This is a genomic window from Blautia sp. MSK20_18, from assembly GCF_020553125.1.
In the GTDB taxonomy this organism is placed as follows: Bacteria; Bacillota; Clostridia; order Lachnospirales; family Lachnospiraceae; genus Blautia_A; species Blautia_A fusiformis.
Genome location: NZ_JAJCGR010000001.1, coordinates 121,732 through 148,134 on the forward strand (window position 1 = coordinate 121,732; position 26,403 = coordinate 148,134).

General features: G+C 44.7%; 20 protein-coding genes and 1 pseudogene. 19 read left to right on the plus strand and 2 right to left on the minus strand.

Features of this window, described 5'->3' with window-relative positions; genetic code table 11:
* The first annotated feature begins 111 nt into the window (after positions 1-111).
* From LI091_RS00550 to LI091_RS00570, 5 genes are all read left to right on the plus strand, one after another.
* Positions 112-2,202, plus strand: a complete 2,091-nt coding sequence (locus LI091_RS00550) for an elongation factor G (RefSeq protein ID WP_265190663.1) — start codon at positions 112-114, stop codon at positions 2,200-2,202.
* A 159-nt stretch (positions 2,203-2,361) separates the two neighbouring features.
* A complete protein-coding gene (locus LI091_RS00555) occupies positions 2,362-2,532 on the plus strand; it encodes a chorismate--pyruvate lyase (RefSeq protein WP_195656565.1) in 171 nt (56 codons plus the stop codon).
* Positions 2,529-3,536 (plus strand): LacI family DNA-binding transcriptional regulator, encoded by a 1,008-nt coding sequence (locus LI091_RS00560; protein WP_021652638.1) that lies wholly within the window; start codon positions 2,529-2,531, stop codon positions 3,534-3,536. Before LI091_RS00555 ends, LI091_RS00560 begins: the two co-directional genes overlap by 4 nt.
* 219 nt (positions 3,537-3,755) lie before the next feature.
* Complete coding sequence (locus LI091_RS00565) at positions 3,756-5,432, plus strand: glycoside hydrolase family 13 protein (RefSeq protein WP_265190664.1); 1,677 nt, start codon at positions 3,756-3,758, stop codon at positions 5,430-5,432.
* A 14-nt stretch (positions 5,433-5,446) separates the two neighbouring features.
* Complete coding sequence (locus LI091_RS00570) at positions 5,447-7,438, plus strand: glycoside hydrolase family 31 protein (protein WP_022426496.1); 1,992 nt, start codon at positions 5,447-5,449, stop codon at positions 7,436-7,438.
* A gap of 217 nt (positions 7,439-7,655) precedes the next feature.
* On the opposite strand, the gene LI091_RS00575 is transcribed toward LI091_RS00570, so the two are convergent.
* Entirely contained in the window at positions 7,656-8,885 is a 1,230-nt protein-coding gene (locus LI091_RS00575) for a dicarboxylate/amino acid:cation symporter (protein ID WP_015525202.1), read from the minus strand.
* A gap of 253 nt (positions 8,886-9,138) precedes the next feature.
* Between LI091_RS00575 and leuS the strand changes: the two genes are divergently transcribed.
* From leuS to LI091_RS00605, 6 genes are all read left to right on the plus strand, one after another.
* A complete protein-coding gene (leuS, locus tag LI091_RS00580) occupies positions 9,139-11,556 on the plus strand; it encodes a leucine--tRNA ligase (RefSeq protein WP_265190665.1) in 2,418 nt (805 codons plus the stop codon).
* Between the two features lie 342 nt (positions 11,557-11,898).
* Positions 11,899-13,260 (plus strand): radical SAM protein, encoded by a 1,362-nt coding sequence (locus LI091_RS00585; RefSeq protein ID WP_021652633.1) that lies wholly within the window; start codon positions 11,899-11,901, stop codon positions 13,258-13,260.
* Positions 13,261-13,351: 91 nt separating this feature from the next.
* Positions 13,352-14,008 (plus strand): TVP38/TMEM64 family protein, encoded by a 657-nt coding sequence (locus LI091_RS00590; RefSeq protein WP_265190666.1) that lies wholly within the window; start codon positions 13,352-13,354, stop codon positions 14,006-14,008.
* A 78-nt stretch (positions 14,009-14,086) separates the two neighbouring features.
* Positions 14,087-15,373, plus strand: coding sequence for a chloride channel protein (locus LI091_RS00595; RefSeq protein ID WP_265190667.1), 1,287 nt, complete (start codon positions 14,087-14,089; stop codon positions 15,371-15,373).
* Between the two features lie 147 nt (positions 15,374-15,520).
* Positions 15,521-15,724, plus strand: coding sequence for a hypothetical protein (locus tag LI091_RS00600; RefSeq protein ID WP_021978076.1), 204 nt, complete (start codon positions 15,521-15,523; stop codon positions 15,722-15,724).
* A gap of 168 nt (positions 15,725-15,892) precedes the next feature.
* The gene (locus LI091_RS00605) at positions 15,893-17,131 is read left to right on the plus strand and encodes an AGE family epimerase/isomerase (protein WP_265190668.1); all 1,239 of its coding nucleotides are present in this window, start codon (positions 15,893-15,895) and stop codon (positions 17,129-17,131) included.
* 176 nt (positions 17,132-17,307) lie between these two features.
* Here the strand turns inward: LI091_RS00605 and LI091_RS00610 are convergent, their stop codons facing one another.
* Positions 17,308-19,059, minus strand: a complete 1,752-nt coding sequence (locus LI091_RS00610; RefSeq protein ID WP_265190669.1) for an Rqc2 family fibronectin-binding protein — start codon at positions 19,057-19,059, stop codon at positions 17,308-17,310.
* Positions 19,060-19,208: 149 nt separating this feature from the next.
* On the opposite strand from LI091_RS00610, the gene LI091_RS00615 reads away from it, so the two are divergent.
* From LI091_RS00615 to LI091_RS00650, 8 genes and pseudogenes are all read left to right on the plus strand, one after another.
* Positions 19,209-20,087, plus strand: a complete 879-nt coding sequence (locus LI091_RS00615) for a YicC/YloC family endoribonuclease (protein ID WP_015525190.1) — start codon at positions 19,209-19,211, stop codon at positions 20,085-20,087.
* A 45-nt stretch (positions 20,088-20,132) separates the two neighbouring features.
* Positions 20,133-20,405 carry a DUF370 domain-containing protein gene (locus LI091_RS00620; protein ID WP_015525189.1) on the plus strand — a complete coding sequence of 91 codons (273 nt, stop codon included), beginning with the start codon at positions 20,133-20,135 and terminating at the stop codon, positions 20,403-20,405.
* The gene (gene gmk / locus LI091_RS00625) at positions 20,398-21,018 is read left to right on the plus strand and encodes a guanylate kinase (RefSeq protein WP_015525188.1); all 621 of its coding nucleotides are present in this window, start codon (positions 20,398-20,400) and stop codon (positions 21,016-21,018) included. The genes LI091_RS00620 and gmk overlap by 8 nt, the downstream gene beginning before the upstream one ends.
* 53 nt (positions 21,019-21,071) lie before the next feature.
* Positions 21,072-21,326, plus strand: a pseudogene (gene rpoZ / locus LI091_RS00630) (DNA-directed RNA polymerase subunit omega); the annotation flags it as partial.
* A gap of 100 nt (positions 21,327-21,426) precedes the next feature.
* Positions 21,427-22,764: a 30S ribosomal protein S12 methylthiotransferase RimO gene (rimO, locus tag LI091_RS00635; RefSeq protein ID WP_265190670.1), complete on the plus strand. Its 1,338-nt coding sequence runs from the start codon at positions 21,427-21,429 to the stop codon at positions 22,762-22,764.
* Complete coding sequence (pgsA, locus tag LI091_RS00640) at positions 22,748-23,287, plus strand: CDP-diacylglycerol--glycerol-3-phosphate 3-phosphatidyltransferase (RefSeq protein WP_015525184.1); 540 nt, start codon at positions 22,748-22,750, stop codon at positions 23,285-23,287. The genes rimO and pgsA overlap by 17 nt, the downstream gene beginning before the upstream one ends.
* Positions 23,288-23,318: 31 nt before the next feature.
* Positions 23,319-24,575, plus strand: coding sequence for a competence/damage-inducible protein A (locus LI091_RS00645; protein ID WP_110104111.1), 1,257 nt, complete (start codon positions 23,319-23,321; stop codon positions 24,573-24,575).
* 294 nt (positions 24,576-24,869) lie between these two features.
* Positions 24,870-26,312 carry a DUF6935 domain-containing protein gene (locus LI091_RS00650; RefSeq protein WP_110104110.1) on the plus strand — a complete coding sequence of 481 codons (1,443 nt, stop codon included), beginning with the start codon at positions 24,870-24,872 and terminating at the stop codon, positions 26,310-26,312.
* Positions 26,313-26,403 lie beyond the last annotated feature (91 nt).

The window sequence follows — 26,403 nt, forward strand, 5'->3', positions numbered from 1 at the left end:
GAAAAACTTTCTGAAAAAAAGTTGTCAAAATTGAATAAAATACTTGAAATTTGCATGGAAATTTAGTAAAATGTGAACATATTAAGTAAGACAAACAGGGAGGTATTACATATGGACGTTTTCAGAACAGACCGAATCAGAAATGTAGTCCTATTAGGTCATGGTGGCGCAGGCAAAACAACACTGGCTGAGGCAATGGCTTATCTGGCAGGTATGACAAGCAGGCTCGGACGTGTTGAGGATGGCAATACTGTCAGCGATTATGACAAGGAAGAAATAAAGAGACATTTTTCCATCACAACTTCTTTGATCCCGGTACCATGGGACAAGGTGAAGGTAAATGTACTGGATACTCCCGGATACTTCGATTTTGTGGGAGAAGTTGAGGAGGCAGTCAGTGCCGCAGATGCAGCGATCATCGTTGTTTCCGGTAAGGCCGGTGTTCAGGTAGGAACACAGAAAGCATGGAATCTCTGTGAGAAATATAAGCTTCCGCGAATGATCTTTGTTACAGATATGGACGTGGATGATGTCAGCTATCGTGAGGTCGTGGAAGAGCTGACAGAGCTGTACGGCAAGAGGATCGCTCCCCTTCATTTCCCAATCCGTGAGGATGGTAAGTTTGTAGGTTATGTCAATGTTGTGAAGCAGGCAGGAAGAAGATATATTGATAAGGCCGGCAAGGAAGAATGCCCGGTTCCGGATTATCTGACAGAATATCTTGAGAAATATCATGAAACTCTGATGGAGTCTGTTGCAGAGACAAGCGAAGAATTTATGGACCGTTATTTCGAGGGAGATACCTTCTCCGTAGCAGAGGTTTCCGCCGCTATTGCAACCAATGTACAGGATGGAAGTATTGTTCCGGTATGCATGGGATCACCGGTGAACCTTCGCGGTGTATCTAACCTTCTGGATGATATCTGCGGTTACTTCCCAAGCCCAAGCGGACGTTCCTGCAATGGTATCGCACAGAAGACTAACGAGATCTTTGAGGCCAATTATGACTTTGCCAAGGCAAAATCCGCCTATGTATTTAAGACCATCGCGGATCCGTTCCTTGGTAAATATTCTCTGATCAAGGTATGCTCCGGTGTGCTGAAATCCGATGATACACTTCTTAATGTAGAGAAAGGAACAGAGGAGCGTGTAAACAAGCTTTATGTCCTGGAAGGTTCCAAACCGATCGAAGTTCCGGAGCTTTTTGCAGGGGATATCGGTGCCATTGCCAAGCTTGGCAGTGTACAGACCGGTGACAGCCTTGCAACCAAGGCGAATCCGATCCTTTATCCAAAGGCTATACTTTCCACACCATATACATATAAGAGATTTAAGGCAGTGAAGAAGGGCGACGAGGATAAGATCGCACAGTCCCTTGCCAAGATGATGACAGAGGACAGAACACTGAAGGTTGTCAATGACAGTGCAAACCGTCAGAGCCTGATCTACGGTATGGGAGATCAGCATCTGGATATCGTTGTCAGCAAGCTGAAGGAGCGCTATAAAGTGGATGTAGAGCTTTCCAAACCGAAGGTTCCGTTCCGTGAAACACTCCGTAAGAATTCAGATGTAGAAGGCAAACATAAGAAACAGTCCGGCGGACACGGACAGTATGGCCACGTTAAGATGCGCTTTGAGCCATCTGGCGATCTGGAAACACCTTATGTATTTGAGCAGGTAGTTGTAGGTGGTGCAGTTCCGAAGAACTACTTCCCGGCTGTTGAGAAGGGACTTCAGGAATGTGTTCTCAAGGGACCTCTGGCTGCATATCCGGTTGTTGGTGTGAAGGCAACCCTTTATGATGGATCTTATCATCCGGTAGATTCTTCTGAGATGGCATTTAAGATGGCAACTATCCTTGCCTTCAAGAAGGGCTTTATGGAAGCGTCTCCTGTACTTCTTGAGCCGATCATCTCCATGAAGATTACAGTTCCGGATAAATATACCGGTGATATTATGGGAGATCTGAACAAGAGACGTGGTCGTGTTCTCGGAATGAATCCGGATCACGAAGGAAATACCATCATTGAGGCAGATGTTCCGCTTCTTGAAATCTATGGTTATTCCACTGTCCTTCGTTCCATGACCGGTGGAAGCGGAGATTTCTCCTATGAATTTGCACGCTATGAGCAGGCTCCTAATGATATCCAGGAGAAAGAGATCGCGGCACGCGCAAGCAAGGTTGACAGTGCTGACGAATAAACAGAGATATTTTTTGAGGGCAGAATAAAGAGTTGACAGGCTGCAGCATTTGCTGTAGCCTGTTTTTAGATGCATTCGTGAATAAACAGTCAGAGAAACGAATTGCGCTCATACAGGTTATTGAAGTATGAGCAAAAAAGAAAAGAGAGAGGACAAAAAATGTTAGTATGTGATTATATCGTGGAACAGATTGACGGAGATTATGCACATTTGAAGCGTGTGGATCAGCTGGAGGAGGAACTGAAAGTGGTTGCCAGAGCATTACTTCCGGCAGAAATCTATGAGGGCTGTGAGCTTCATTATGAGCTGATGCAGTATTCAATGAAATGATAAGGCTGCAGGATATCGCGGATATGGCAGGTGTCAGTCGTACAACCGTATCCAATGTGATCAATGGAAATACAAAACGGGTTTCACAGAGCACCATTGACCGGATCACGGCGATCCTGAAGGAGCAGAATTATGTTCCCCACATGGGATCTGTGATGCTATCCGGACACGGCTCAAGGATCATTGGAGTGGTTCTTGGTTTTTCCTTCATTCATGGTATGCAGTCTCTGCAGGATTCTTTTGTGGGAGAGATCACCGGAACGCTGCAGGTCGAAGCAGAAAACAGAGGCTATTATATTATGCTCATTGGCGGTGAACGGATCGATAATGTGGTAGATATGGCATCCCGTTGGAATGTAGAGGGTCTTATCATTATAGGGTATAATGAAGAACAGTATCATCAGCTTTCCAGAAAACTGAATAAAAAAATGGTATTGATCGATGCCTATCCGAAGGGTGGATATAGCTTTCAGAATGTAGGAGTGGATGATTATTCCGGCGGATATCAGATCGGGGAATATCTGCATTCCTGTGGATACCACCGGGCACTTTTTGTTGCGGAAACAGAGCAGGACAGTGATTATGCCAGATGGCTTGGATTCAAACAGGCTATGGAAAAAAATGGCGGCTTCTGCAGCCGCTCCCGCTATGTGGTGGTTCCCCAGGAACCCCGGCGCAGACTGAAAAAATATGAAGAGCTGCTGCCTCATTTTCTGGAGACAAAGGCTCTGGCATTTTCTTCGGATTACACAGCTGTGGAGGCCATCAATTTTTTTACAGACAGGGGAATCCGGATTCCGGATCAGATTTCCATTACCGGCTTTGATGATAATTTTTATGCGCAGATCGTCAGGCCAAAGCTGACCACCATTCATCAGGATGTTCATCAGAAAGCAGTTCTGGCCTTGCGGAAGCTGCTTCTTATGGCAGAGGGAAAGGAACCTGCCGAAAAAAATGTAAAAAGCCCTGTCTGGCTTGTAAAGAGAGATTCTGTAAAAGAGTAGCAGGATCTCTTTTTTTATGTTGTGCTGACTTTTCCTGGCACATCATCGAAATACGGTTGGAAATTATTTTTAGAGGCCAGTAGTGCTTTATTGTTAAAACTGCATAAAAAAAACAGAAAAGTTTGGCAGTAATTTAAGTTTCACGAGAAACTTATTGATTTTAAAGGTGGGATAGGATATGCTGATTTCAGAATCAACAGAAAAAGGAGGCAATTTACCATGGAAAAAAACTGGTGGAAAGAAAGCGTGGTATATCAGATCTACCCGAGAAGTTTTAAGGACAGCAACGGAGACGGAATTGGTGATATTCCCGGGATCATAGAAAAACTGAACTATCTGAAAGAACTGGGAGTAAATGTTCTCTGGATCTCACCCATGCTGGAATCTCCGCAGGATGACAATGGCTATGATATTTCCGATTACCGCAGAATCTATAAAGAATATGGAACCATGGAGGATTATGAAAAGCTTCTTGAAGAAGCGCATAAACGGGGCATTAAGATCCTCATGGATCTGGTCGTAAACCATACTTCCGATGAACACAACTGGTTTATTGAAAGCAGGAAATCCAAAGATAATCCTTACAGGGATTACTATATCTGGAGAGAGCCGGTGAATGGAAAAGAACCGAATAACTGGGGAAGTGCGTTCGGAGGACCTGCATGGGAGTATGATCCTCAGACAGAGATGTATTATCTTCACCTGTTTTCAAGAAAACAGCCGGATCTGAACTGGGAAAATGAAAAGGTTCGTCAGGAAGTTTACGATATGATGAATTTCTGGTGTGAAAAAGGAATCGACGGTTTCCGAATGGACGTGATCAGCATGATCTCCAAGGATCAGTCATATCCGGATGGAGAAATGAATGGAGGATTATACGGTGATTTTGGTCCTTACTGCGTCCATGGCCCGAGGGTCCATGAGTTTCTTCAGGAAATGAACAGAGAGGTTTTATCCCGATACGATGTGATGACAGTTGGAGAAACCTCCGGTGTGACTATCGAAGAGGCACAGAAATATGCAGGTGAGGACAGGAATGAGCTGAACATGGTGTTTCAGTTTGAGCATGTAGAGGACCAGGGATCAGACCATGGTAAATGGACTACCGAGAAATACGATTTCCAGGAATTTAAAAAGGTTATGATCAAATGGCAGGAAGAGCTTGCGGGAAAAGCATGGAACAGTCTGTTTCTTGGAAATCATGACCAGCCAAGAAGTGTTTCCAGATTTGGAAATGATAATCCGGCATACAGGGAAACTTCAGCCAAGATGCTGGCAACCTGTCTTCATATGATGCAGGGAACTCCTTATGTTTATCAGGGAGAAGAGCTTGGAATGACCAATGCTTATTTTACAGAGCTTAAGGATTATCGTGATATCGAGAGTATTCAGTATTTCCATGAATATACAGAAGCAGGTATTTATACACCGGAATATATGATGAAGTGCCTGATGCTGAGAGGACGTGACAATGCCAGAACACCAATGCAGTGGGAGGATTCTCATCAGGCCGGCTTTACGGAGGGAACGCCATGGATCAGGGTAAACTCTAATTATAAGGAGATCAATGCGAAGCAGCAGCTTTCAGATCCGAATTCTATTTTCCATTATTATCAGAAGCTGATCCGTTTAAGAAAAGAAAAACCGGTGATCGTTTACGGTGTTTTTGAGGCACTTTACAGAGATCATGATCAGATTTTTGCATATACCAGAACCCTTGAGGGAGAGAAGCTTCTCACAGTCTGCAATTTCAGTGAGCATGTGGCAGAAATGGAAATTCCGGAAGAATTTCAGAAAAATGCAGAATGTCTGATTACAAATCTTGGAAGAAAGGATTTTGGAAAGAAAGTGGTCCTGAAACCTTATGAGGCATTTGTTCTTTACAGAAATCTGTAACAGGAGAGGGAAAAATGATAAAAAAATATGTATATGGAGAGCCCTTTGAGACTGAGGCACTGACAGAAAACATTGAGACAGCAGAAGGAAAGCCAGGATATGGAGAAATCTGTGCAGAAGATGGATTTTCTTTTACTTATATCATGGATGAAGAGGATATCGTCTACGGATTGGGAGAATCCAACCGCGGTATCAACAAGAGAGGATTCATTTACACCAGTAACTGTACCGATGATCCGGAGCATACAGAGGATAAACATTCCCTGTACGGTGCACATAATCTTATCATTGTGTCCGGAAAAGAAACCTTTGGAATGTTTTTTGACTATCCGGCAGCGATCACCTTTGACATTGGCTATACCAGAATGGATACCATGAAGGTAACCTGCGAAAATGCAGACCTGAAGCTTTATGTGATCGAAGGGGAGAGTCCCTATGATATTGTAAAGCAGTTCCGTCATGTGATCGGAAGAAGCTATATCCCGCCGAAATTTGCCTTTGGATTTGGCCAGAGCAGATGGGGCTATACTACAAAAGAGGATTTCCGGAAGGTTGCAGCTGGATATCGTGAAAATCATATTCCTATTGATATGATCTATATGGATATTGATTATATGCAGTCTTATAAGGACTTTACATTAAGTGAAGAGAATTTTCAGGATTTTCCGGAATTCGTAAAGGAACTGAAGGATCAGGATATCCGTCTGATCCCGATCATCGATGCCGGCGTCAAGGTAGAGCCGGGATACGATGTTTATGAAGAGGGTGTCAAAAACCGCTACTTCTGCCAGAGAGAGGACGGCAGTGATTTTGTAGCTGCTGTATGGCCGGGGGATACTCATTTTCCGGATGTATTGAACAAAGATGCCAGAAAATGGTTCGGTGACAAATACCGTTTCCTGATCGAGAAGGGAATCGACGGTTTCTGGAACGATATGAATGAGCCGGCGATCTTCTATTCCACAGAGGGAATGAAAGAGGTCAAAGAGCTTGCAGGAGAATTTGCAAAAGATACGGAAGGAAAGATCCATATCTGGAAGATGCAGAGTGCACTTCGCAATGTTGCAAACAATCCGGAAGATTATCGGAGATTTTACCATAATGTGGATGGCAGAAAGATCCGCCATGACAAAGTCCATAACCTGTTTGGCTACAATATGACCAGAGCCGCAGGGGAGGCTTTTGAACGGATCGATCCGGAAAAACGTTTTCTGATGTTCTCCAGATCATCCTATATTGGTATGCATCGTTATGGTGGGATCTGGACCGGCGATAATAAATCCTGGTGGGCTCATATCCTTTTGAACCTGAAGATGATGCCATCTCTGAATATGTGTGGTTTCCTGTATGCAGGAGCAGATCTGGGTGGATTTGGCGCTGATACAACAAGAGAACTGCTGCTTCGTTTCCTGGCACTTGGAGTATTCACACCGCTGATGCGTGATCATACAGCAATCGGTACCAGAGAGCAGGAATGCTACCAGTTTGAAAATGTGGAAGATTTCCGTCATGTGATCGGTGTAAGATATCGTCTTATTCCATATCTTTACAGTGAATATATGAAGGCGGCTCTGAACGATGATATGTATTTCCGGCCGTTGGGCTTTGTTTATCCGGAGGATAAGATTGCTGTACATGTGGAAGACCAGCTGCTTCTTGGAAATGAGATCATGATCGCTCCGGTTTATGAACAGAACGCAAGAGGCCGTTATGTATATCTTCCGGAGGAGATGAAGTTTGTGAAATTCCTTCCGGATGGAACCATTGCAGAGGAGATCCTTGAAAAGGGTGTTCATTATGTAGAGGTGGCACTGAATGAGATTCCGTTGTTTATCCGGAAGGGAAAATGTATTCCGGTTGCAGAAGCAGCGGAATGTGTGGCAGCTCTGGATACAAAAAATATGCAGCTTCTCGGATATGAAGGTGCGGAGTATACCTTATATGAGGACGATGGGGTCCATAAGGATTACGACAGAGAAGAAAATTACCGTGTTCTGAAAAAATAAAGTCAGCAAAATGAAATATAAATTTCTGTGTTACATCATTTACGTTAAACAGTATAAAGAATACAGGATGTGAACAGTTGATAAACAGAAAAGCCGTAAGTATATGTGAAAGTTTCTTAAACATATATCTTACGGCTTTTGCTATTGCTGCTTTACATAAAATATTTTATGTAAAGTAATTCGTATTCTGTTTAAATAACACTTCAGAAAGATTTGTTTATGCTTCTTCCTCAATCTGGATAACATTTTTCAGTACAGAGCAGCATGCCATGTCACCGATAACATTGACACAGGTGGCGCCCATATCACAGAGGGTATTGATGCTGATATAAACACCAAGAACTCCGGCAGGAAGTCCGGCCATAGTTGCCAGTGCTGCGAAAGATGCGATAGCACCACCGGGAACACCTGGAGTACCAACGGAAAGCAGTACGTTTGCAAGAAGGATAATGATCATAAGAGGAATACTTACATGGATCCCGCAGGCGTTTGCAAAGAACATGATCATAAAGGACATCAGGATAGATACAGCATCCATATTAACGGTAGCACCAAGAGGAATGGCGATGCTGGTGATCTGGTTGGATACGCCCATTTCTTCTTCCATACACTGCTTGCTTAATGGAATGGTTGCGGAGCTTGAGCAGGTTCCGAAGGCGTTCAGTGCTGCTGGCAGGATCGCTTTCAGGAATTTCAGCGGACTCTGTTTGCCGATCAGCTTTACAGAGAAACCGTACACTACAATAGCGAAGCCAAAGAATGCCACATACAGAATGACAAGCTGTGTTGCAAGGGAAATGATCGTTTCAGTTCCGTTGGCTTCCACAACCGGTACGATGGTACAGAAAACACCGATGGGTGTAAAGTACATGATGGTTGTGATGATCTTCAGGCATACTTCATTGATGGAATCAATCAGATTCAGGAATGGAGTTCCTTTTTCACCGACTGCGATCAGTGTGAAACCGATGATCAGGGCAAACACCAGAACCTGGAGCATGTTTCCGTCAGCAAATGCGGCGATTGGGTTGGAAGGGATCAGGTTTTTCAGGGTGTCAAGGATACTGCTCATTTCTGTAGCCTGGATATCGGCTGTTGCCATCTCAAATTTGACTCCCTTTCCGAGATGGATCAGTCTCGGGATGATCAGTCCGCACAGGCTGGCAAGTGCCGTTGTGCAGAGAAAATAGATCATGGATGCTGCAGTGATCTTGCCGGTAGTACGCGCGTTTCCGATGGAACAGATTCCAATGACAATGGAACAGAAGACCATGGGAAAGATCATCATGTTCAGGGCGTTCATGTAGATACTTCCGATCAGACTGGTCACAGTGAGGACAGGTTCAAACCGTCCGGCCAGGAAAAGTCCTGTGAGGATACCCAGGATCAGTCCTGTAAAGATCGCACCGGTAATATGCTTCCGGTACCAGGAATAAAAAGATTTCATTTATGCGTTCCCTCCTAAGATAAATATGTATGGTATGTATAATATAGGAAAATACATGCAGGAAATTATATCATGTGAAAAAAGAAGCGTCAACTAAACCAGGCCAGGATTGCAGGTTCATGTATATTTTGATGGAAAAGGGCTGTTTTTGGATTTTTGTTTGACAAATACATCATAAGTAGTTAAAATTAATAGCAGTGTGTGAAAGCATTAAAGTATTAATACTGAGTAATTTGTCAGGAGGAATAAAAAAATGGCTGCACCTTATAACCATAGAGCCATCGAAGCGAAATGGCGCACAAACTGGGAGAAAAAGCCGGTAAATGTCAATGATGGCAAGAAACCGAAATACTACTGTCTGGATATGTTCCCGTATCCGTCCGGAAACGGTCTTCATGTAGGACACTGGAGAGGCTATGTGATCTCTGATGTATGGAGCCGCTATAAAATGCTCCAGGGTTATTACCTGATCCATCCGATGGGATGGGACGCTTTTGGTCTCCCGGCTGAGAACTATGCCATCAAGATGGGTGTTCATCCGGCAGTATCTACAGCAGCAAACATCAAAAATATCAAACGTCAGATCAACGATATCGCAGCGATCTATGACTGGGATATGGAGGTTAACACAACAGATCCGGAATTCTATAAATGGACACAGTGGATCTTTGTAAAAATGTTCAAAGAGGGGCTTGCATATGAGAAGGAGTTCCCGATCAACTGGTGCCCTTCCTGTAAGACAGGTCTTGCAAATGAAGAGGTTGTAAACGGATGCTGCGAGCGTTGTGGCACTCCGGTTACCAAAAAGAACCTCCGTCAGTGGATGCTCCGCATCACAAAATATGCAGACAGACTTTTAAGTGATCTGGATAAACTGGACTGGCCGGAGAAGGTTAAAAAGATGCAGACAGACTGGATCGGCAAATCCTACGGCGCAGAGGTCGATTTCCCGGTTGAGGGAAGAGAAGAGAAGATCACGGTCTATACAACAAGACCGGATACTCTTCATGGAGCAACATTCATGGTACTTGCACCGGAGCATGCTCTTGCAAAATCTCTTGCAACAGACGAGACAAGAGAGGCTGTAGAGAAATATATCTTTGATGCTTCCATGAAATCCAATGTAGACCGTCTTCAGGATAAAGAGAAGACCGGTGTGTTCACAGGTACTTATGCGATCAATCCGCTGAACGGCGAGAAGCTTCCAATCTGGCTTTCTGACTATGTACTTGCTGATTATGGTACAGGTGCTATCATGTGTGTACCTGCTCATGATGACCGTGACTTTGAGTTCGCAAAGAAATTCGATATTCCGATCATCCAGGTTATCGCAAAAGATGGTAAAGAGATTCAGAATATGACAGAAGCTTACACAGAGGCTTCCGGAACCATGATCAACTCTGGTGAGTGGAACGGAATGGAATCTTCCGTACTGAAGAAGGAAGCACCGCATATCATCGAGAAGCTGGGTATCGGACGTAAGACTGTCAACTACAAACTAAGAGACTGGGTATTTTCCCGTCAGCGTTACTGGGGTGAGCCGATCCCGATCGTACACTGCCCGAAATGCGGTGCGGTACCGGTACCGGAGGATCAGCTTCCGTTAAGACTTCCGGAGGTAGAAAGCTACCAGCCGACAGGAACCGGAGAGTCACCGCTTGCAGCTATTGACGAGTGGGTAAATACCACATGCCCATGCTGTGGTGCTCCTGCAAAACGTGAGACAAACACCATGCCTCAGTGGGCAGGATCTTCCTGGTATTTCCTCCGTTATGTAGATAATAAGAATAATAAAGAACTGGTTTCCAAAGAGAAAGCTGATAAATATCTGCCGGTAGATATGTATATCGGTGGTGTAGAGCATGCTGTTCTTCATCTTCTGTACTCCAGATTCTACACCAAGTTCCTGTATGATATCGGAGCTATTGATTTCGATGAGCCGTTTGTCAAGCTGTTCAACCAGGGTATGATCACAGGTAAAAACGGAATCAAGATGAGTAAATCCAAAGGAAATGTTATTTCACCGGATGATCTTGTAAATGATTACGGATGTGATTCCTTACGTATGTATGAGCTGTTCGTAGGACCGCCGGAACTGGATGCAGAATGGGATGACAGAGGAATCGATGGTGTATCCAGATTCCTGAAACGTTTCTGGAATCTGGCTCTTGACAGCATTGAGAAAGATATCCCGGCTACCAAAGAGATGGAGAAGACCCGTCATAAGATGGTATACGATATCACCAGCAGACTTGAGGCCTTCAGCCTGAATACCGTAGTGTCCGGATTTATGGAATACACAAACAAGCTGATTGCTATCGCAAAGCAGAACGACGGCGCTGTTGACAAAGAAACCATCGAGACAGTTACCATTCTTCTTGCGCCATTTGTTCCTCATATTGCAGAGGAGATCTGGGAGAAGCTTGGTCATGAGGATTCCATTTTCCATGCACAGTGGCCGGCTCACGATGAGGAGATTATGAAGGATGATGAGATCGAGGTTCCGGTTCAGATCAACGGCAAGACCAAGGCTGTTATCAGTATTCCGGCAGAAATCTCCAAAGAAGATGCGATTGCCGAAGGAAAGAAGGCAGTTGCAGATAAGATTTCCGGAAATATCATCAAAGAGATTTACGTACCGAAGAAGATCATCAATATCGTAGTAAAGTAATAAGATAAATCAAAAACACCCGAAGCAGGGCGGAAGATATTTCTGCCTTTGCCAGGGTGTTTTTTATATGGATAAACATCGTGAAGTAAGTATGCACAAAAATAACTAATGTTATTTAGAATAAATGCCAATAATATTTAGGCATTTTAACAGATTTGCCTAGTTTTTGGTCATACCAATTATATTGCCTATTGTTATTCAAATGGAAAAAACGTACACTAACACCATGAGTCAGGCAAAGATAGTAAGAAAGCTTTGGTACTCGAAATGCAGTGTGACGGAATGAAGATGTCCGTTTAGCTAGATTGCATATTTACATTGAGAGAAATAAGGAGAGATAGTATGAGCGCAATGAACACACTTAAGAAATTCGGACTTGAACAGGCATTTAACTATGTTTATAAAGATCCGGATAAGAATTTTATCAAGATCATGGACTGGGCAGATAAATTTTCCGGTGGTGGATTTCCTACACAGAGAGCAATGATCCGCGCAGCCATTTCCAATCCGGAACATCCGTATTATCCGTTTATTCATAGATTGGTAACTGATATTGATCCGCATGTTATGAAAACTCTGGTTGCAAACTTCTTTATCAATGCAAATCTTGCAGGCTGGAAGAAACAGGATGAATGCCGTGAGAAATATGGCTGTAATATCCCGTGGGCAATCCTTCTTGACCCAACAAGTGCATGTAACCTGCACTGTACAGGATGCTGGGCAGCAGAGTATGGAAACAAGCTGAACCTCACCTACGATGAGATCGATGACATCATCCGCCAGGGTAAGGAGCTTGGCGTTTATATGTATATTTACACAGGCGGAGAGCCACTTGTAAGAAAAAAGGATCTGATCCGTCTTTGCGAGAAACATAATGACTGTATCTTCCTTTCCTTCACAAATGCAACACTGATCGATGAGGATTTTGCAAATGATATGCTTCGGGTAGGAAACTTTGTTCCTGCAATTTCACTGGAAGGATTTGAGACTGCAACAGATGGCAGAAGAGGAAATGGTGTATACCAGAAGGTTATCAAGGCCATCAATCTTCTCAGAGAGAAGAAGCTTGTATTTGGTATCTCTGCATGTTATACGAGTGCAAATTTCGAGTCTATCACATCAGAGGCATTTTACGACAGCCTGATCGATCTTGGAGCGTACTTTATCTGGTATTTCCATTATATGCCGGTTGGAAATGATGCAGCACCGGAGCTGCTTCCTACTCCTGCACAGAGAAGAGAAACCTATGAGCGTATCCGTAAATACCGTGCAACAAAGCCGTTGTTTGCCATGGATTTCCAGAATGATGCAGAGTTTGTGGGAGGATGTATTGCAGGCGGCCGTCGTTATCTGCATATCAATGCAAACGGCGATATCGATCCATGTGTGTTTATCCATTATTCTGATTCCAATATCCGCGAGAAAACACTTCTGGAAGCACTGCAGTCTCCGATGATGATGGCATATCATGACGGACAGCCGTTTAATGACAATATGTACCGTCCATGCCCGATGCTTGAAAATCCGCAGAAGCTGAGAGAAATGGTAGAAAAATCCGGAGCACATTCCACAGATCTTCAGTCACCGGAGAGTGCAGAGCATCTCTGTGCGAAATGTGACCGGTATGCTGAAAACTGGAAACCGGTAGCAGAGGAAATGTGGAAGGAAGACCAGGAGAGAAAGGCAGCGAAGAAAGGCTGCTGATCCTGAAACTTAAAAAAGCAGAACTTATGAAAGAGCACGGTACCGAAAACAGGTGCCGGTGCTCTTTTTTTGAAAACGGAGGGATCAGACCATGAAAAAAATGATTGATAACATCAGAAAATATCTGCCGGCGGTGCTCCTTCTTGTGCTTCTCCTTTTCTGTATCCGTTATAGAGAGGATCTGTCTGTGGAAAGGATCTTAAGCTATACACCGGAGGAACCTGTTAAGGCTGCATTACTTATGCTTGGGCTTTATGCAGTGAAAAGTGTCTCTTTTATATTTCCAATTGCGATCCTGCAGCTTGCTGTAGGACATCTGTTTTCTACAGGAACTGCACTTCTGGTGAACTTTCTGGGAAGAGCAGTTACATTGGCGCTTCCATATTGGATGGGACGCTTCTCAGGTGTATCCATGGTGGAAAGTCTTACAGCTAAATATCCGAAACTGAAAACAGTAGTAGATTACCAGAACGGAAATTCCCTGTATATTTCATTTTTTATGCGGACATTGAACTTTTTACCGGGAGATGCTGTGAGTCTGTTTCTCGGAGCTGAAAAGATCCCATTTGGAACCTATATGGTAGGTGGCGTGCTTGGAACGCTGCCGGGAGTTATTCTCGCTACAATATTTGGAGCAAATATCAAAAATCCGAAGTCTCCGGCATTCTGGCTTTCCGCAGTGCTTCTTGTGATGATCAGTGTATTCTCGATCCTGATACACAGGCATATTTCCCGGAAGAAAAAATAACAGGGCTTTCTCTTCCTGCTTTTACTGAGAGGAAAAATGTAGTATAATGCAGACAGTAAAGAAAAGAAGGGAAGGAACATGGGGATCGATCATAACAAAAGATTAAAGGAACATTTATATTATTACAGTGCAAGAATCAGCCGGGATATCTCAAATCTGATCAAGTGGCTGGTTCTTGCTGTCATTACAGGATGTATCGTAGGAGCTGCCAGTACACTGTTTTCTTTTACGTTGAAGGCAGTGACCAATTATCGGAAGGCTCATGAATGGATTTTCTTTTTGCTGCCATTATCCGGACTTGTCATTGTATTTTTGTATGAGAAGCTTGGAAAAGAGGATGGAGGGACCAATCAGGTTCTTTCTACCGTGCGTTCCAGAGATGATGTGCCAATCCTTTCTGCGCCTCTGATCTTTATCACAACGGCGCTGACTCATCTTACCGGTGGTTCTGCGGGACGTGAGGGAGCAGCGATCCAGCTTGGAGGAAGTATTGCCAACCAGCTTGGAAGATGGATCCATCTGGACGAGGAGGACCGTCATGTAATTGTCATGTGCGGCATGAGCGCGGCGTTTTCCGCGCTGTTTGGAACACCGATGGCAGCGGCAGTTTTTGCGCTGGAAGTGGTCAGTGTGGGCGTGATGTATTATGCAGCACTGATGCCGTGTATGATCGCGTCATTGATCGCTTCCGGATTTGCAGCCGGAATGGGAGTCACACCGGAAAGTTTTCATGTGACGGATATTCCGGCACTGACTGTGGAAACTGGCCTGAAAATGGGAGTGATCGCTCTGGGCTGTGCAATTGTCAGCATTATGTTCTGTATTGCGCTGAATGGTGCAGCAGGACTTTATGGCAGATGGTTTAAGAATAAATATGTCAGGGTTGCAGTGGGCGCCTGCCTGGTCATTGTTGTCACCTTTATTCTGAGAACAGATGAATATATGGGCGCTGGTGCGGAGCTTATTGAAAAAGCGGTGGAAAACGGACAGGCGGATACTTTCGCCTTTTTCTGGAAAATGGTGCTTACAGCATTGACTATGCGCGCAGGATTCCGCGGGGGAGAGATCGTACCTTCTTTCTGCATTGGAGCTACCTTTGGCTGTGTGATGGGTAATCTTCTGGGAATTTCTCCGTCGATCTGTGCAGCTTGCGGAATGGCAGCAGTTTTCTGCGGTGTGACCAACTGTCCGATCACTTCGATCCTGATCGCTTTTGAAATGTTTGGATTTAAGGGAGTATCCTTCTATCTGATCGCAGTATCTATCAGCTATGCAGCATCGGGATATTATGGCCTTTACAAGGATCAGACCATTGTGTACTCCAAATATAAAGCAAAATATGTGAACCGACATACCAGATTCTGATATAGAACGAAATGTGAAGAGGTGTGTATATTGGCATAATGTCTTATGGAATACCACATGGACATGGCTGGAAAATATCTGGACATCTGCGGAAATCTGATGTAATATATTAAACGTTAGTATTTACAGAAAGGCAGATTTTAAGGTATGGAAGAGAAGATTCTTGATTTTATCATGGAGTATGCACAGGAGAATGAGGGAGTCCCGTTTCAGGTGATCGAGGAGAATTTTAATATCGTTATGGATGATAAGTTGAAAGATATCATCAGCGATGCGATCTGGGACAGAGATAATGTTTCTGATGTGATCATAGAAAGTGACCGCTATGTGATCACCTGTTTTGAAGATTAATGAGGATATCTGTGACCGTTACGGTAATGGAATTAAGAAGTCTGAATATGAGGAGAATGCGTATATGGCATTCTCCTTTTTTCGTCAATCTGTCAAAAGAATCCAAAGGAATTGAAGTCCCCAAAAAAGAATGGTATCCTAAAGAAAAAAGTAGATGGGGTGGTTGAAATGAACAGCAAATATGAGATTAGCACAAAAGAAAATCGGGAATTCCTGAAAGCATCCTGTGAGGAGCTTTTGAATTTCGGACATCGGTTTCCTTCACCGAATGGAGGTTCCTATTATCTGGGGGACGACGGAACACCATGGAAGGACAGAAATCGGGAAACCTGGATCACCTGTCGTATGGCTCATGTATACAGTCTGGGTCTGATGCTTGGCCATGAGGGAAGCGGAGAGCTTGCGGATGCGGCATTGAAAGGTCTGAAGGGAGAGCTTCACGATGAAAAAAACGGTGGCTGGCATGCAGGTGTAACACCGAAAGGAGATATTGTGCCCAATAAACAGTGTTATGCCCATGCATTTGTGATCCTGGCTGCATCTTCCGCACTGACAGCCGGAAGGCCCGGGGCGAAAGAGCTCCTTGAAGAGGCATTGGCTGTTTATGACCGACATTTTTGGAATGAAGAGGAGGGGCTGGCCTGCGACACCTGGAATACGGAATTTACCGTGCTGGATGATTACCGGGGATTAAATGCCAATATGCATACGGTAGAGGCTTTTCTGGCAGCAGGAGATGTCACCGGGGATAAAAAATATCACATTCGTGCAGGCAGGATTATTGATCATGTGATCCAGTGGGCAGAAGATAACTCCTGGAGGATCCCGGAACATTTTACGAAGGAATGGGTGGCAGATCTTGACTGCAACCGTGACCGTCCGGATGATCCGTTCAAGCCGTACGGCGCAACACCGGGACATGGAATCGAATGGGCAAGGCTGATCACACAGTGGACGCTTGCAAACTGTGGAGAAGAGAAAGAAAAACTGGAAAAACATCTTCAGGCAGCAGAAAACCTTTACACAACAGCAATAAAAGATGGCTGGAACGCAGATGGTGCACCGGGAATTGTATACACGACAGATTGGAATGGCAAACCGGTGGTACATGACCGTATGCACTGGACTCTTGCGGAAGCGATCAATACCTCTGCAGTTCTTTATCAGGTGACCGGTAAGAAGAAATATGCGAAAGATTATGCTGCGTTTATGAAGTACCTGGATGAAGTGGTCATGGATCACGAAAACGGCTCCTGGTTTCATCAGCTGGATGAGCAGAATCATCTGAAAGGAACCGTATGGCCCGGAAAATCCGATCTGTACCATGCACTGCAGTCTACACTGATCCCATATCATAAAGCAGATACGTCTATTGCACCGGCAGTGAAGAAAAAACTGGAGATCTGAACAAAATCGTTTTGCGATTTTTGTTCGTGAGCATGTAACGAAGCGGAGTGCGAATGTTCAATAAAAAAACTTCCTGTGTTTACAGAAAAATTTCTCAGGACAGATACTTGCAGAGATACAGGTATCCGGTCTTGAAGAAATAAGAAAACACAGGAAGGTTTTTTGTTGAATAGTTATTACTCCGTAACCTCTTTCAGATCCGAAATATCCGGAGAAGCCATGAGAGAATAATTGGTGTAATAAACAACGAAACCGGGTTTCGCACCGGCAGGTTTTTTCACATGCTTTTTCTGGATATAATCGATCTCTACCTTGGGAGCAGAGTGTCCTTTGGAGTACCAGGCTGCCAGGCGGCCTGCTTCTTCGAAAGTACGGTCCGGAAGTTCACCGTCTTTGGTGCGGACGATCACATGGGAACCAGCCATTTTCTTTGCATGGAACCACCAGTCATTTCCGGTTGCGAACTTGAAAGTCAGCTCATCATTCTGGAAATTGTTTTTTCCTACATAGATATCAAAACCGTCACTGGATATGTAGTGGAGCGGTTTGGATTTCGGCTGGGCTTTCTGGCCTTTTTTGTTTGTGTAGTGACGTTTGATATAGCCGTACTCAGTGAGCTCTTCCTTGATCTGGGAAAGGTCACTTTCAGATCTGGCAATATCCAGAGCATTGGAGATAGATTCCAGATGAGAGATCTCACTTTCCGTATCTGTGATCTGTTCTGTGACGGCTTCCTCTGTACGCTTTAGCTTTCCGTATTTATCAAAATATTTCTTGGAATTCTGTGCCGGAGTCAGTGTCGGGTCAAGAGGGATAGTGATCTCCTCATTGGTGTAATAGTTCAGTGCCTTAAAGGATCTGCAGCCTTCCTCAAGCCCGTATCCGTAGGTGTTGATCAGTTCACCGTAGACCTTGAATTTATCTTTTTTTGCAGTATCATTCAGCTGCTTTTTCTGGATGTTGTATTTTTTTCGGTTACGTTCCAGAGCGGTCTGTACTACACGGCGAAGATCGGAGGATTTCTGGTGGATACGTGTCAGCAGACTTTTGGTAGCATAATAGGTTTCCAGCATAACAGAGACACTGTCAAAGATTTCGCTGCGGTATTCACTGCCAAACTGCTGATAAGGAAAGACACCGTATTCCACAGGTTCCTCTCCGCGGTAGACAATATTCGGGGTGAACTCTCTGTTCCGGATCTGTTCCATAAGGCGGAGAAAGGTATGATAAAGATGGGTGCAGGCTGCCTCATCCAGGGACTGCGATGCATCGCTTCCGTCAATGGATGCACGGTAGCAGATCTCCTCAGCCATTACCGGGCTCATACCTGTGAGTGAAGTGTAAAGCGCCTTGGAAATATTCACAGGCTTTTTACAGATATGTCCGGTAAATTCTTCCTCGGAAACAGTCAGCGGATTTTCTTTATCCCTGGTATTGGGAATGAAATATTCTCTTCCGGGAAGAACCTCACGGACAGAGCTCATATGGGAAGAGACATGCTTGATGCTGTCCAGGATCATGCCTTTTTCGTCACAGAAGATGATGTTGCTGTGCTTGCCCATCAGTTCCATGATCAGACGCTTTCTGCAGGGATCCCCCAGCTCATTAAGATGCTCCAGCTCAAATTCCACCACGCGCTCCATTCCAGGCTGCTTCACATCAAGGATACGGGCGCTTCCGATGTGCTTTCTGAGAAGCATGCAGAAGTTCGGTGCGGTTAAAGGACTGATACGGTTCTTATCTGTAAAATAGATCAGAGGAAGGGATGCGCTTGCACTTAAGAGAAGACGTTTCTGTCCATTTGCACCCTTTCCTGTGATCAAAAGTTCATCGTTTTCCGGCTGGGCGATCTTGTTGATACGTCCGCCTTTTAAATTATCATCGATCTCTGCCACGAGAGCAGAAACTGTAATTCCGTCAAATGCCATGATTTTACCTCCATTTCAACATCAATCATTATAACAGTAAAAAAAGAGTTTGACTAGGGTTTTGGAATGAACTATAATAAATCCGTATGCAATCAGTTACTGTATTTATCAGCAGCTGATAAACTTAAGAGGCAGTATTGGAGGATAACATGATAAAAAGTATGACCGGCTTTGGCAGGGCAGAAGCAGTTTCCAGAGAGCGTAAGGTTTCTGTTGAACTGAAATCCGTCAATCACAGATATCTGGATCTGAACATCAAAATGCCGAAAAGACTCAGCTATTTTGAGGGAGAGATCCGAAATGTGATGAAGACTTATATCCGCCGCGGCAAAGTCGATGTGTTCATCACCTATGAAGACTATACAATGGGCGGAATGGCTCTGAAATACAATGCAGAGCTGGCAAAGGAATATCTGGGCTATCTGAACCAGATGAGTGAGGAACTGGGGATCGAGAATGATATCCGTGTTTCCACACTTTCCAGATATCCGGATGTGTTTACAATGGAAGAGCAGGCTCCGGATGAGGAAGAGCTCTGGAATTTTCTGGAAGGTCCGCTTCATGAGGCCTGCCGGAAATTTGTGGAGACCCGCCAGCGTGAGGGTGCTAATCTGAAACAGGATCTTCTTGGGAAGCTGGACGGACTGGAAGCAAAGGTCGATGTAGTGGAAAAACGTTCTCCGGAAGTAGTGAAGGCTTATCGGGAGAAACTGGAAGCCAAGATGCACGAGCTACTTGAAGATAACCAGATCGATGATTCCAGGATCGCCGCAGAGGTGATACTTTTTTCAGATAAGATCTGCAATGATGAGGAGACGGTACGTCTTCGAAGCCACATCCACGGAATGAGAAAGATCCTGGATGAGAACGAGGGCGTGGGACGTAAGATGGATTTCATGGCACAGGAGATGAACCGTGAGGCGAACACTATCCTGTCTAAATCCAATGATCTTATTGTATCCAACGCGGCCATCGATCTGAAGACAGAGATCGAGAAGATCCGTGAGCAGATCCAGAATATCGAGTAACCGGACAGGAAACAGGCTGTACACAGACAGAAAGGGAGAGCGTAAATGGCGAAACTTATTAATGTAGGCTTTGGAAATGTTGTCAATTCACGCAAGATCGTGGCTGTGGTAAGTCCGGATGCCGCTCCTGTAAAGCGCATGATACAGAGTGTCAAGGGGACCCGAACTCTGATCGATGCCACACAGGGAAGAAAAACAAAAGCAGTGATTGTTACTTCCGATGATTATCTTGTCCTTTCCGCTCTGCAGCCGGAAACTATTGCCAGGAGATTTTCGGAAGCGTATGGAGAGGAAATGAGGGAGGAAGGAAATGAGTAAGGGAATTTTAGTTGTTGTTTCGGGCTTTTCCGGTTCCGGAAAAGGTACTGTCATGAAACGGCTGATGGAAAAATATGACAATTATGCATTATCTGTTTCTGTTACTACCAGAAATCCAAGACCGGGTGAGAAGGACGGAGAGGCTTATTTCTTCCGCACAAAAGAAGAATTTGAACAGCTGATCCGGGAAGACGGACTGATCGAGTATGCACAGTATGTGGAGAATTATTATGGCACACCCCGCAAATATGTAGAGGAGCAGCTTTCCGCAGGGAAAGATGTGATCCTTGAGATCGAGATCCAGGGTGCCATGAAGATCCGTGAGAAGTTTCCGGATACACTGCTGGTATTTGTATGTCCGCCGTCTATGGAGGAGCTTAAGAACCGTCTGGTAGGTCGCGGAACAGAGACTCTGGATGTGATCAACGGGCGTCTCAGAAGAGCGGTTGAAGAATCCAGAGGAATGGATAAATATGATTATCTCCTGATCAATGATGATCTGGAGGAATGTGTTGATACACTTCATGAGACCATCCGGTGTGAGCGCATGCGTACATCCAGGAATCATGATTTTGTATCCAGGATCCAGAAAGAAGCGGAAGCTTTTTTATAAATACCAATTAAAAAGTTAAATACGGCCCTGCCGTTACAGAAGGGAGAAAAGATATGATACATCCATCTTATTCAGAATTAATTGAGGCTATCAACACAAACAACGAGGACGACGATGAGGCTCTCGTGCTGAACAGCCGTTATTCTCTTGTACTTGCAGCAAGCAAACGTGCCCGCCAGCTGATCGCAGGAGCAGAGCCGCTTGTACCGGGTGCAGCAGGAAAGAAACCGCTTTCCGTTGCCATTGATGAGCTTTACAAGGGCAAAGTAAAGATCCTTCCCGGACAGGAGGAAGAGGAAGAGCTGGAGGCTCTTGAAGCTGAGAAGGAGGCTCTTGAGGCAGCAGAGGGCGAGACCGCAGAAGGCACTGAGACTGTAGAAGCAGCTCAGACAGAAGCGGAGTAATTTTATGAAAATATTATTCATCTCTCTTGGCTGTGACAAGAACCTAGCGGATTCTGAGGAAATGCTGGGACTTCTTACATCCGGAGGTCATGAGATCACAGACGATGAAACACAGGCAGATGCAATCGTGATCAATACCTGCTGTTTTATCAAGGATGCCAAGGAAGAGAGTGTGGAAACCATTCTTGAAATGGCAGAATACAAAAAAACAGGAAGCTGCCATGCACTGATCGTTACCGGCTGTATGGCACAGCGATACCAGAAAGAGATCATTGAGGAGGTTCCGGAGGTCGATGCTGTTCTTGGAACCACATCCTACGGCGACATCGTAAAGGCTCTGGAGGAAGCAGTAGCCGGAAATCATTTCGAAGAATTCCGTGATATTGATTATCTGCCGGATACAGGAAGCAAACGTGTCCTTACAACAGGTGGACATTTCGGCTACCTGAAGATCGCAGAAGGCTGCGACAAGCACTGTACCTACTGCATTATCCCGAAGCTCAGAGGTAAATTTCGAAGCGTCCCAATGGAGCGCCTCATTGCCCAGGCAGAGGATATGGCTGAACAGGGAGTGAAAGAGCTGATCCTGGTAGCACAGGAGACCACCGTTTACGGAAAGGATCTTTACGGCAAAAAATCTCTTCACATTCTTTTAAAGAAGCTCTGTGAGATCAGAGGTATCCGTTGGATTCGCATCCTTTATTGTTATCCGGAGGAGATTTACGATGAACTGATCGAAACCATTCGTGATGAGAAGAAGATCTGTCATTATCTGGATATTCCGATCCAGCACGCATCGGACCGAATTCTTAAAAGAATGGGCCGCCGTACTTCCAAACAGGAACTGATCGATATTGTCGGAAAGCTCCGTAAGGAGATTCCGGATATCGTACTGCGTACAACTCTGATCACCGGATTTCCGGGTGAGACGGAGGAAGACCATGAAGAACTGAAGGAGTTCGTAGATGAGATGGAATTTGACCGTCTCGGTGTCTTCACTTACTCTCCGGAGGAGAATACCCCGGCAGCAGAGATGGCAGACCAGGTTCCGGAAGAAGTGAAGGAAGAACGCAGAGACGAGCTGATGGAGCTTCAGCAGGAGATTTCTTATGACAGAGGCCAGGACCGTATCGGACAGGAACTTCTTGTTATGATCGAAGGAAAAGTTGCAGATGAAAGTGCCTATATCGGACGTACCTACGGGGATGCACCGAAGGTTGACGGATACATTTTCGTTCAGACAGGCGAACTGCTTATGACAGGTGATTTTGCAAAGGTACGTGTGACAGGTGCGCTTGAGTATGATTTGATAGGAGTGCTGAGCGATGAATACACCGAATAAACTTACAGTTGCAAGAATGATACTTGTACCATTTCTTGTAGTTTTCTTACTGACAGGCTGGGGAGGAGAAGCAAACCGCTGGATCTGTCTTGCGATTTTTGTCGCAGCAAGTGTGACAGACTGGTTTGACGGTCATCTTGCCAGAAAATATAACCTGATAACCAATTTTGGAAAATTTATGGATCCGCTGGCAGACAAGCTTCTGGTATGCTCTGCCATGATCTGCATGATCGAGGTTGACAAGCTTCCGGCATGGGTTGTGATCATTATCATCGGACGGGAATTTATCATCAGCGGTTTCCGTCTGATCGCAGCGGAGAACGGAATTGTCATTGCCGCAAACTACTGGGGAAAATTCAAAACCGTTTCCCAGATGATCATGATCATACTTCTGATGCTGGATTTCGGAGGTGTTTTTGCAGTGCTGACACAGATATTTATCTGGCTGTCCGTTGCACTGACCATTATCTCCCTGCTGACTTATATCATGCAGAACAGAAAGGTCCTTTCCATGCAGGAGTAGGGATCAGAGTATACGAAAGGAGTTTCTTTTCATGATCACAGAACTGATATCCGTAGGAACCGAGATCCTTCTAGGAAATATCGTAAATACCAACAGCGCCTATCTTTCTGAAAAATGCGCCCTGCTTGGGTTAAGTGTTTACTATCAGGATGTAGTAGGTGATAATGAAGGCCGTATGCGTGACGTGATCCGTACTGCACTGGATCGTTCCGATGTTGTGATCCTCACCGGAGGTCTTGGACCAACAGAGGATGATATCACCAAGGAAGTAACTGCGGATCTGATGGGAATGTCTCTTAAGGAAGATTCCCACTCAAGGAAACTGATCGATAAATATCTGAAGGAATATGAGAAAAACAATCCTCAGAGACGTATCACGAAGAACAACTATAAACAGGCCATGGTTCCTGAGGGAGCCATTGTTCTTGACAATCATAACGGAACTGCTCCGGGACTGATCCTTGAGAAAAAAGGAAAAACCGCGATCCTTCTTCCTGGACCTCCCAATGAGCTGAAGCCCATGTTCGAGGAGTACGTGGTCCCATATCTGCAGAAAAACCAGCCGGAGATCATTGTGTCCCAGATGGTAAAGATTAGCGGGATCGGTGAGAGTCAGGTAGCAGAGGAAATCCAGGATCTGATCGAAAGCCAGACCAATCCTACCATTGCACCTTATGCAAAAACCGGTGAAGTGCATCTTCGTGTGACAGCAAGCGCAGAGAATGAAAAGGCCTGCAGAAAGCTGATCAAACCGGTTGTCAAGGAGCTAAAGAAGCGTTTTGGAGAGAATGTTTTCGCTACAGATGAGAGCAAGACACTGGAGGAAGCAGTGATCGATCTTCTGAAAGAGAAAGATCTGAAGCTTTCCCTGGCGGAATCGCTTACCGGCGGTATGATCGCCCAGCGCATTGTCAATGTATCCGGTGCGTCTGAGGTGTTTGGCTATGGCTTTGTGACTTACAGTAACAAGGCCAAGCATAAATGTCTGGGAGTGAAGAAGCGTACTCTGAAGGAGCAGGGGGCAGTTTCCGCCAAATGTGCCAGAGAAATGGCAAAGGGCGCCTGCAAAGCATCCGGAGCAGACATCAGTATTTCCGTGACGGGTCTGGCAGGACCGGGAGGCGGAACAAAGGAAACTCCAGTTGGTACTGTATTTATGGGCTGCTGCTATAAGGGCAAGGCTATTGCCAAAGAGTTCCACTTTACAGGAAATCGCATGCGGATCCGCGAGCAGACTACAGCGCATGCACTGGCGATGTTACGTGACTGTATCATTATGAGCAGATAGCGAATGTCTTGATCTGCCTGCTATTACGGATCAACCATGATATTTTTTATATAACAGGACTGATTTTTAAACAGATGAAACTTTCGATTTCAAGTATCTGTATCAAAAATCAGTCCTGTTTTATTTTTGTTTCCTGACAATAAGCCCCGGTATGGGCGATGAAAGAATATAAACGATCATATTTACAAGGATACTATCATAAGTGCTAGTGTTTTTATAAGGGATTTCCTCTAAAATGTGATTAAAGCAATATATGACGTAAATATACGTTTTACCGGAAAGGGGGAAATCAGAATGAAAAAGAGAAAAAATCTATTGTGTTTTGTGCTGCTGATCAGCCTTATTTTTACGATGGCATTTGGAAGTGTGACGGTCAGCGCCGCACCAAAACTGAACAGAACAAAAGTAACTCTTTTAAAAGGTGAGAAGACAACACTTAAGGTTACCGGAACCAGGCAGAAGGTTGCCTGGAGATCTTCCAAAAAGAGTGTTGCGACCGTAAACAGCAAAGGTCAGGTGGTTGCCAAAAATAAAGGTTCCGCAACGATCTATGCAAAGGTAAGCAAAAAAACGTATAAATGTGTTGTAAAGGTAGAAACACCGAAGCTCAGCAGGACATCGCTGACATTAACAGAAAAGAAATCCAGTGCCATTAAATTGACAGGAACAACTGTGAAGGTGAAATATTCTTCTTCCAATCCGAAGATCGCACGTGTGGATTCCAAAGGAAAGATCACCGCAGTGAAAAAAGGAACAGCAGTGATCACAGCGAAGGCAAATACGAAGAAATTCAACTGTAAGGTTACAGTAAAAGCAGCGCAGAAACCGAAGCCGACACCTACACCGGTGCCGAAACCATCTTTAAGTGACACCACCTTAAATATGAATAAAGGTGATGTGAGACAGCTTCAGGTAAAGAATTATAAAGAGATTCTTGTATGGACCAGTGATGATACATCTGTTGCAACTGTAGACAGTAAAGGCAAGGTAACGGCAGTGAATGTGGGAACAACAAAGATCCAGGTCCGGGATAAGAGTACCTGGCGAGGCAGCTGTACTGTCCACGTGACACAGACAGTAAAGAAACAGGTGGAGCCGGTTCTTACAAAAGGAACTAAATCTGCAAAAAAAGAGATCACCAATGATAAAGGACAGAAGGAAGTCATTAATGTAACGATAAATACCTATACTTACACCTTTACCACGATCCCGACCAATGCAGAGGAACTGAAACAGTATGATATCACAACGGCAGACGGACGCTATAAGACCATGGCTCTGCTGATCCTTGCATATCGTACCTGGACACCGACCAATCCGACGGACTGCGAGGAGATGATTTCTTATCTCAATAATAAAGAGATGACTCAGTATTACAAAAACTTTTTGAGGGATCGTATGAAAGCGGATAACGGATATAAATATCTTGGCAATTCTTACCTGAACGGAGCAACTCCGGCCAACAATTATACTCCGTCTAAACCGATTTCCATTACGTTAAGACAGGACACACTTCCGGGTAAGGGAAATTCCATCAGTGAAGATATCCCGTATTTTGAACCGACCCAGACCACTCCTGCGATTTACAGATCATTTACTGATTTTGCAGGCAGCGACAGTTCCAGATGGATCTGTACATATAAGCACTCCAAAACCGGAAAATGGTATATCTGGGATCAGTCCTGGCATGATCTTCTTACCAGGATCAAACAGCCGGCAGGAAACTATGAATATTGATCGAATGTGAATGTACCGCTATTCAATCCCATTCTAAAAAAGGAACCGACAGCGTAAAAACTGTCGGTTCCTTTTGGGCATACATAATAGA

What these genes read in the sequence shown, in the direction of transcription:
- LI091_RS00550 (WP_265190663.1), top strand. Translation starts at nt 112, where the DNA reads ATGGACGTTTTCAGAACAGACCGAATCAGAAATGTAGTCCTATTAGGT.
- LI091_RS00555 (WP_195656565.1), top strand. Translation starts at nt 2,362, where the DNA reads ATGTTAGTATGTGATTATATCGTGGAACAGATTGACGGAGATTATGCA.
- LI091_RS00560 (WP_021652638.1), top strand. Translation starts at nt 2,529, where the DNA reads ATGATAAGGCTGCAGGATATCGCGGATATGGCAGGTGTCAGTCGTACA.
- LI091_RS00565 (WP_265190664.1), top strand. Translation starts at nt 3,756, where the DNA reads ATGGAAAAAAACTGGTGGAAAGAAAGCGTGGTATATCAGATCTACCCG.
- LI091_RS00570 (WP_022426496.1), top strand. Translation starts at nt 5,447, where the DNA reads ATGATAAAAAAATATGTATATGGAGAGCCCTTTGAGACTGAGGCACTG.
- LI091_RS00575 (WP_015525202.1), bottom strand. Translation starts at nt 8,885, where the DNA reads ATGAAATCTTTTTATTCCTGGTACCGGAAGCATATTACCGGTGCGATC.
- leuS (WP_265190665.1), top strand. Translation starts at nt 9,139, where the DNA reads ATGGCTGCACCTTATAACCATAGAGCCATCGAAGCGAAATGGCGCACA.
- LI091_RS00585 (WP_021652633.1), top strand. Translation starts at nt 11,899, where the DNA reads ATGAGCGCAATGAACACACTTAAGAAATTCGGACTTGAACAGGCATTT.
- LI091_RS00590 (WP_265190666.1), top strand. Translation starts at nt 13,352, where the DNA reads ATGAAAAAAATGATTGATAACATCAGAAAATATCTGCCGGCGGTGCTC.
- LI091_RS00595 (WP_265190667.1), top strand. Translation starts at nt 14,087, where the DNA reads ATGGGGATCGATCATAACAAAAGATTAAAGGAACATTTATATTATTAC.
- LI091_RS00600 (WP_021978076.1), top strand. Translation starts at nt 15,521, where the DNA reads ATGGAAGAGAAGATTCTTGATTTTATCATGGAGTATGCACAGGAGAAT.
- LI091_RS00605 (WP_265190668.1), top strand. Translation starts at nt 15,893, where the DNA reads ATGAACAGCAAATATGAGATTAGCACAAAAGAAAATCGGGAATTCCTG.
- LI091_RS00610 (WP_265190669.1), bottom strand. Translation starts at nt 19,059, where the DNA reads ATGGCATTTGACGGAATTACAGTTTCTGCTCTCGTGGCAGAGATCGAT.
- LI091_RS00615 (WP_015525190.1), top strand. Translation starts at nt 19,209, where the DNA reads ATGATAAAAAGTATGACCGGCTTTGGCAGGGCAGAAGCAGTTTCCAGA.
- LI091_RS00620 (WP_015525189.1), top strand. Translation starts at nt 20,133, where the DNA reads ATGGCGAAACTTATTAATGTAGGCTTTGGAAATGTTGTCAATTCACGC.
- gmk (WP_015525188.1), top strand. Translation starts at nt 20,398, where the DNA reads ATGAGTAAGGGAATTTTAGTTGTTGTTTCGGGCTTTTCCGGTTCCGGA.
- rimO (WP_265190670.1), top strand. Translation starts at nt 21,427, where the DNA reads ATGAAAATATTATTCATCTCTCTTGGCTGTGACAAGAACCTAGCGGAT.
- pgsA (WP_015525184.1), top strand. Translation starts at nt 22,748, where the DNA reads ATGAATACACCGAATAAACTTACAGTTGCAAGAATGATACTTGTACCA.
- LI091_RS00645 (WP_110104111.1), top strand. Translation starts at nt 23,319, where the DNA reads ATGATCACAGAACTGATATCCGTAGGAACCGAGATCCTTCTAGGAAAT.
- LI091_RS00650 (WP_110104110.1), top strand. Translation starts at nt 24,870, where the DNA reads ATGAAAAAGAGAAAAAATCTATTGTGTTTTGTGCTGCTGATCAGCCTT.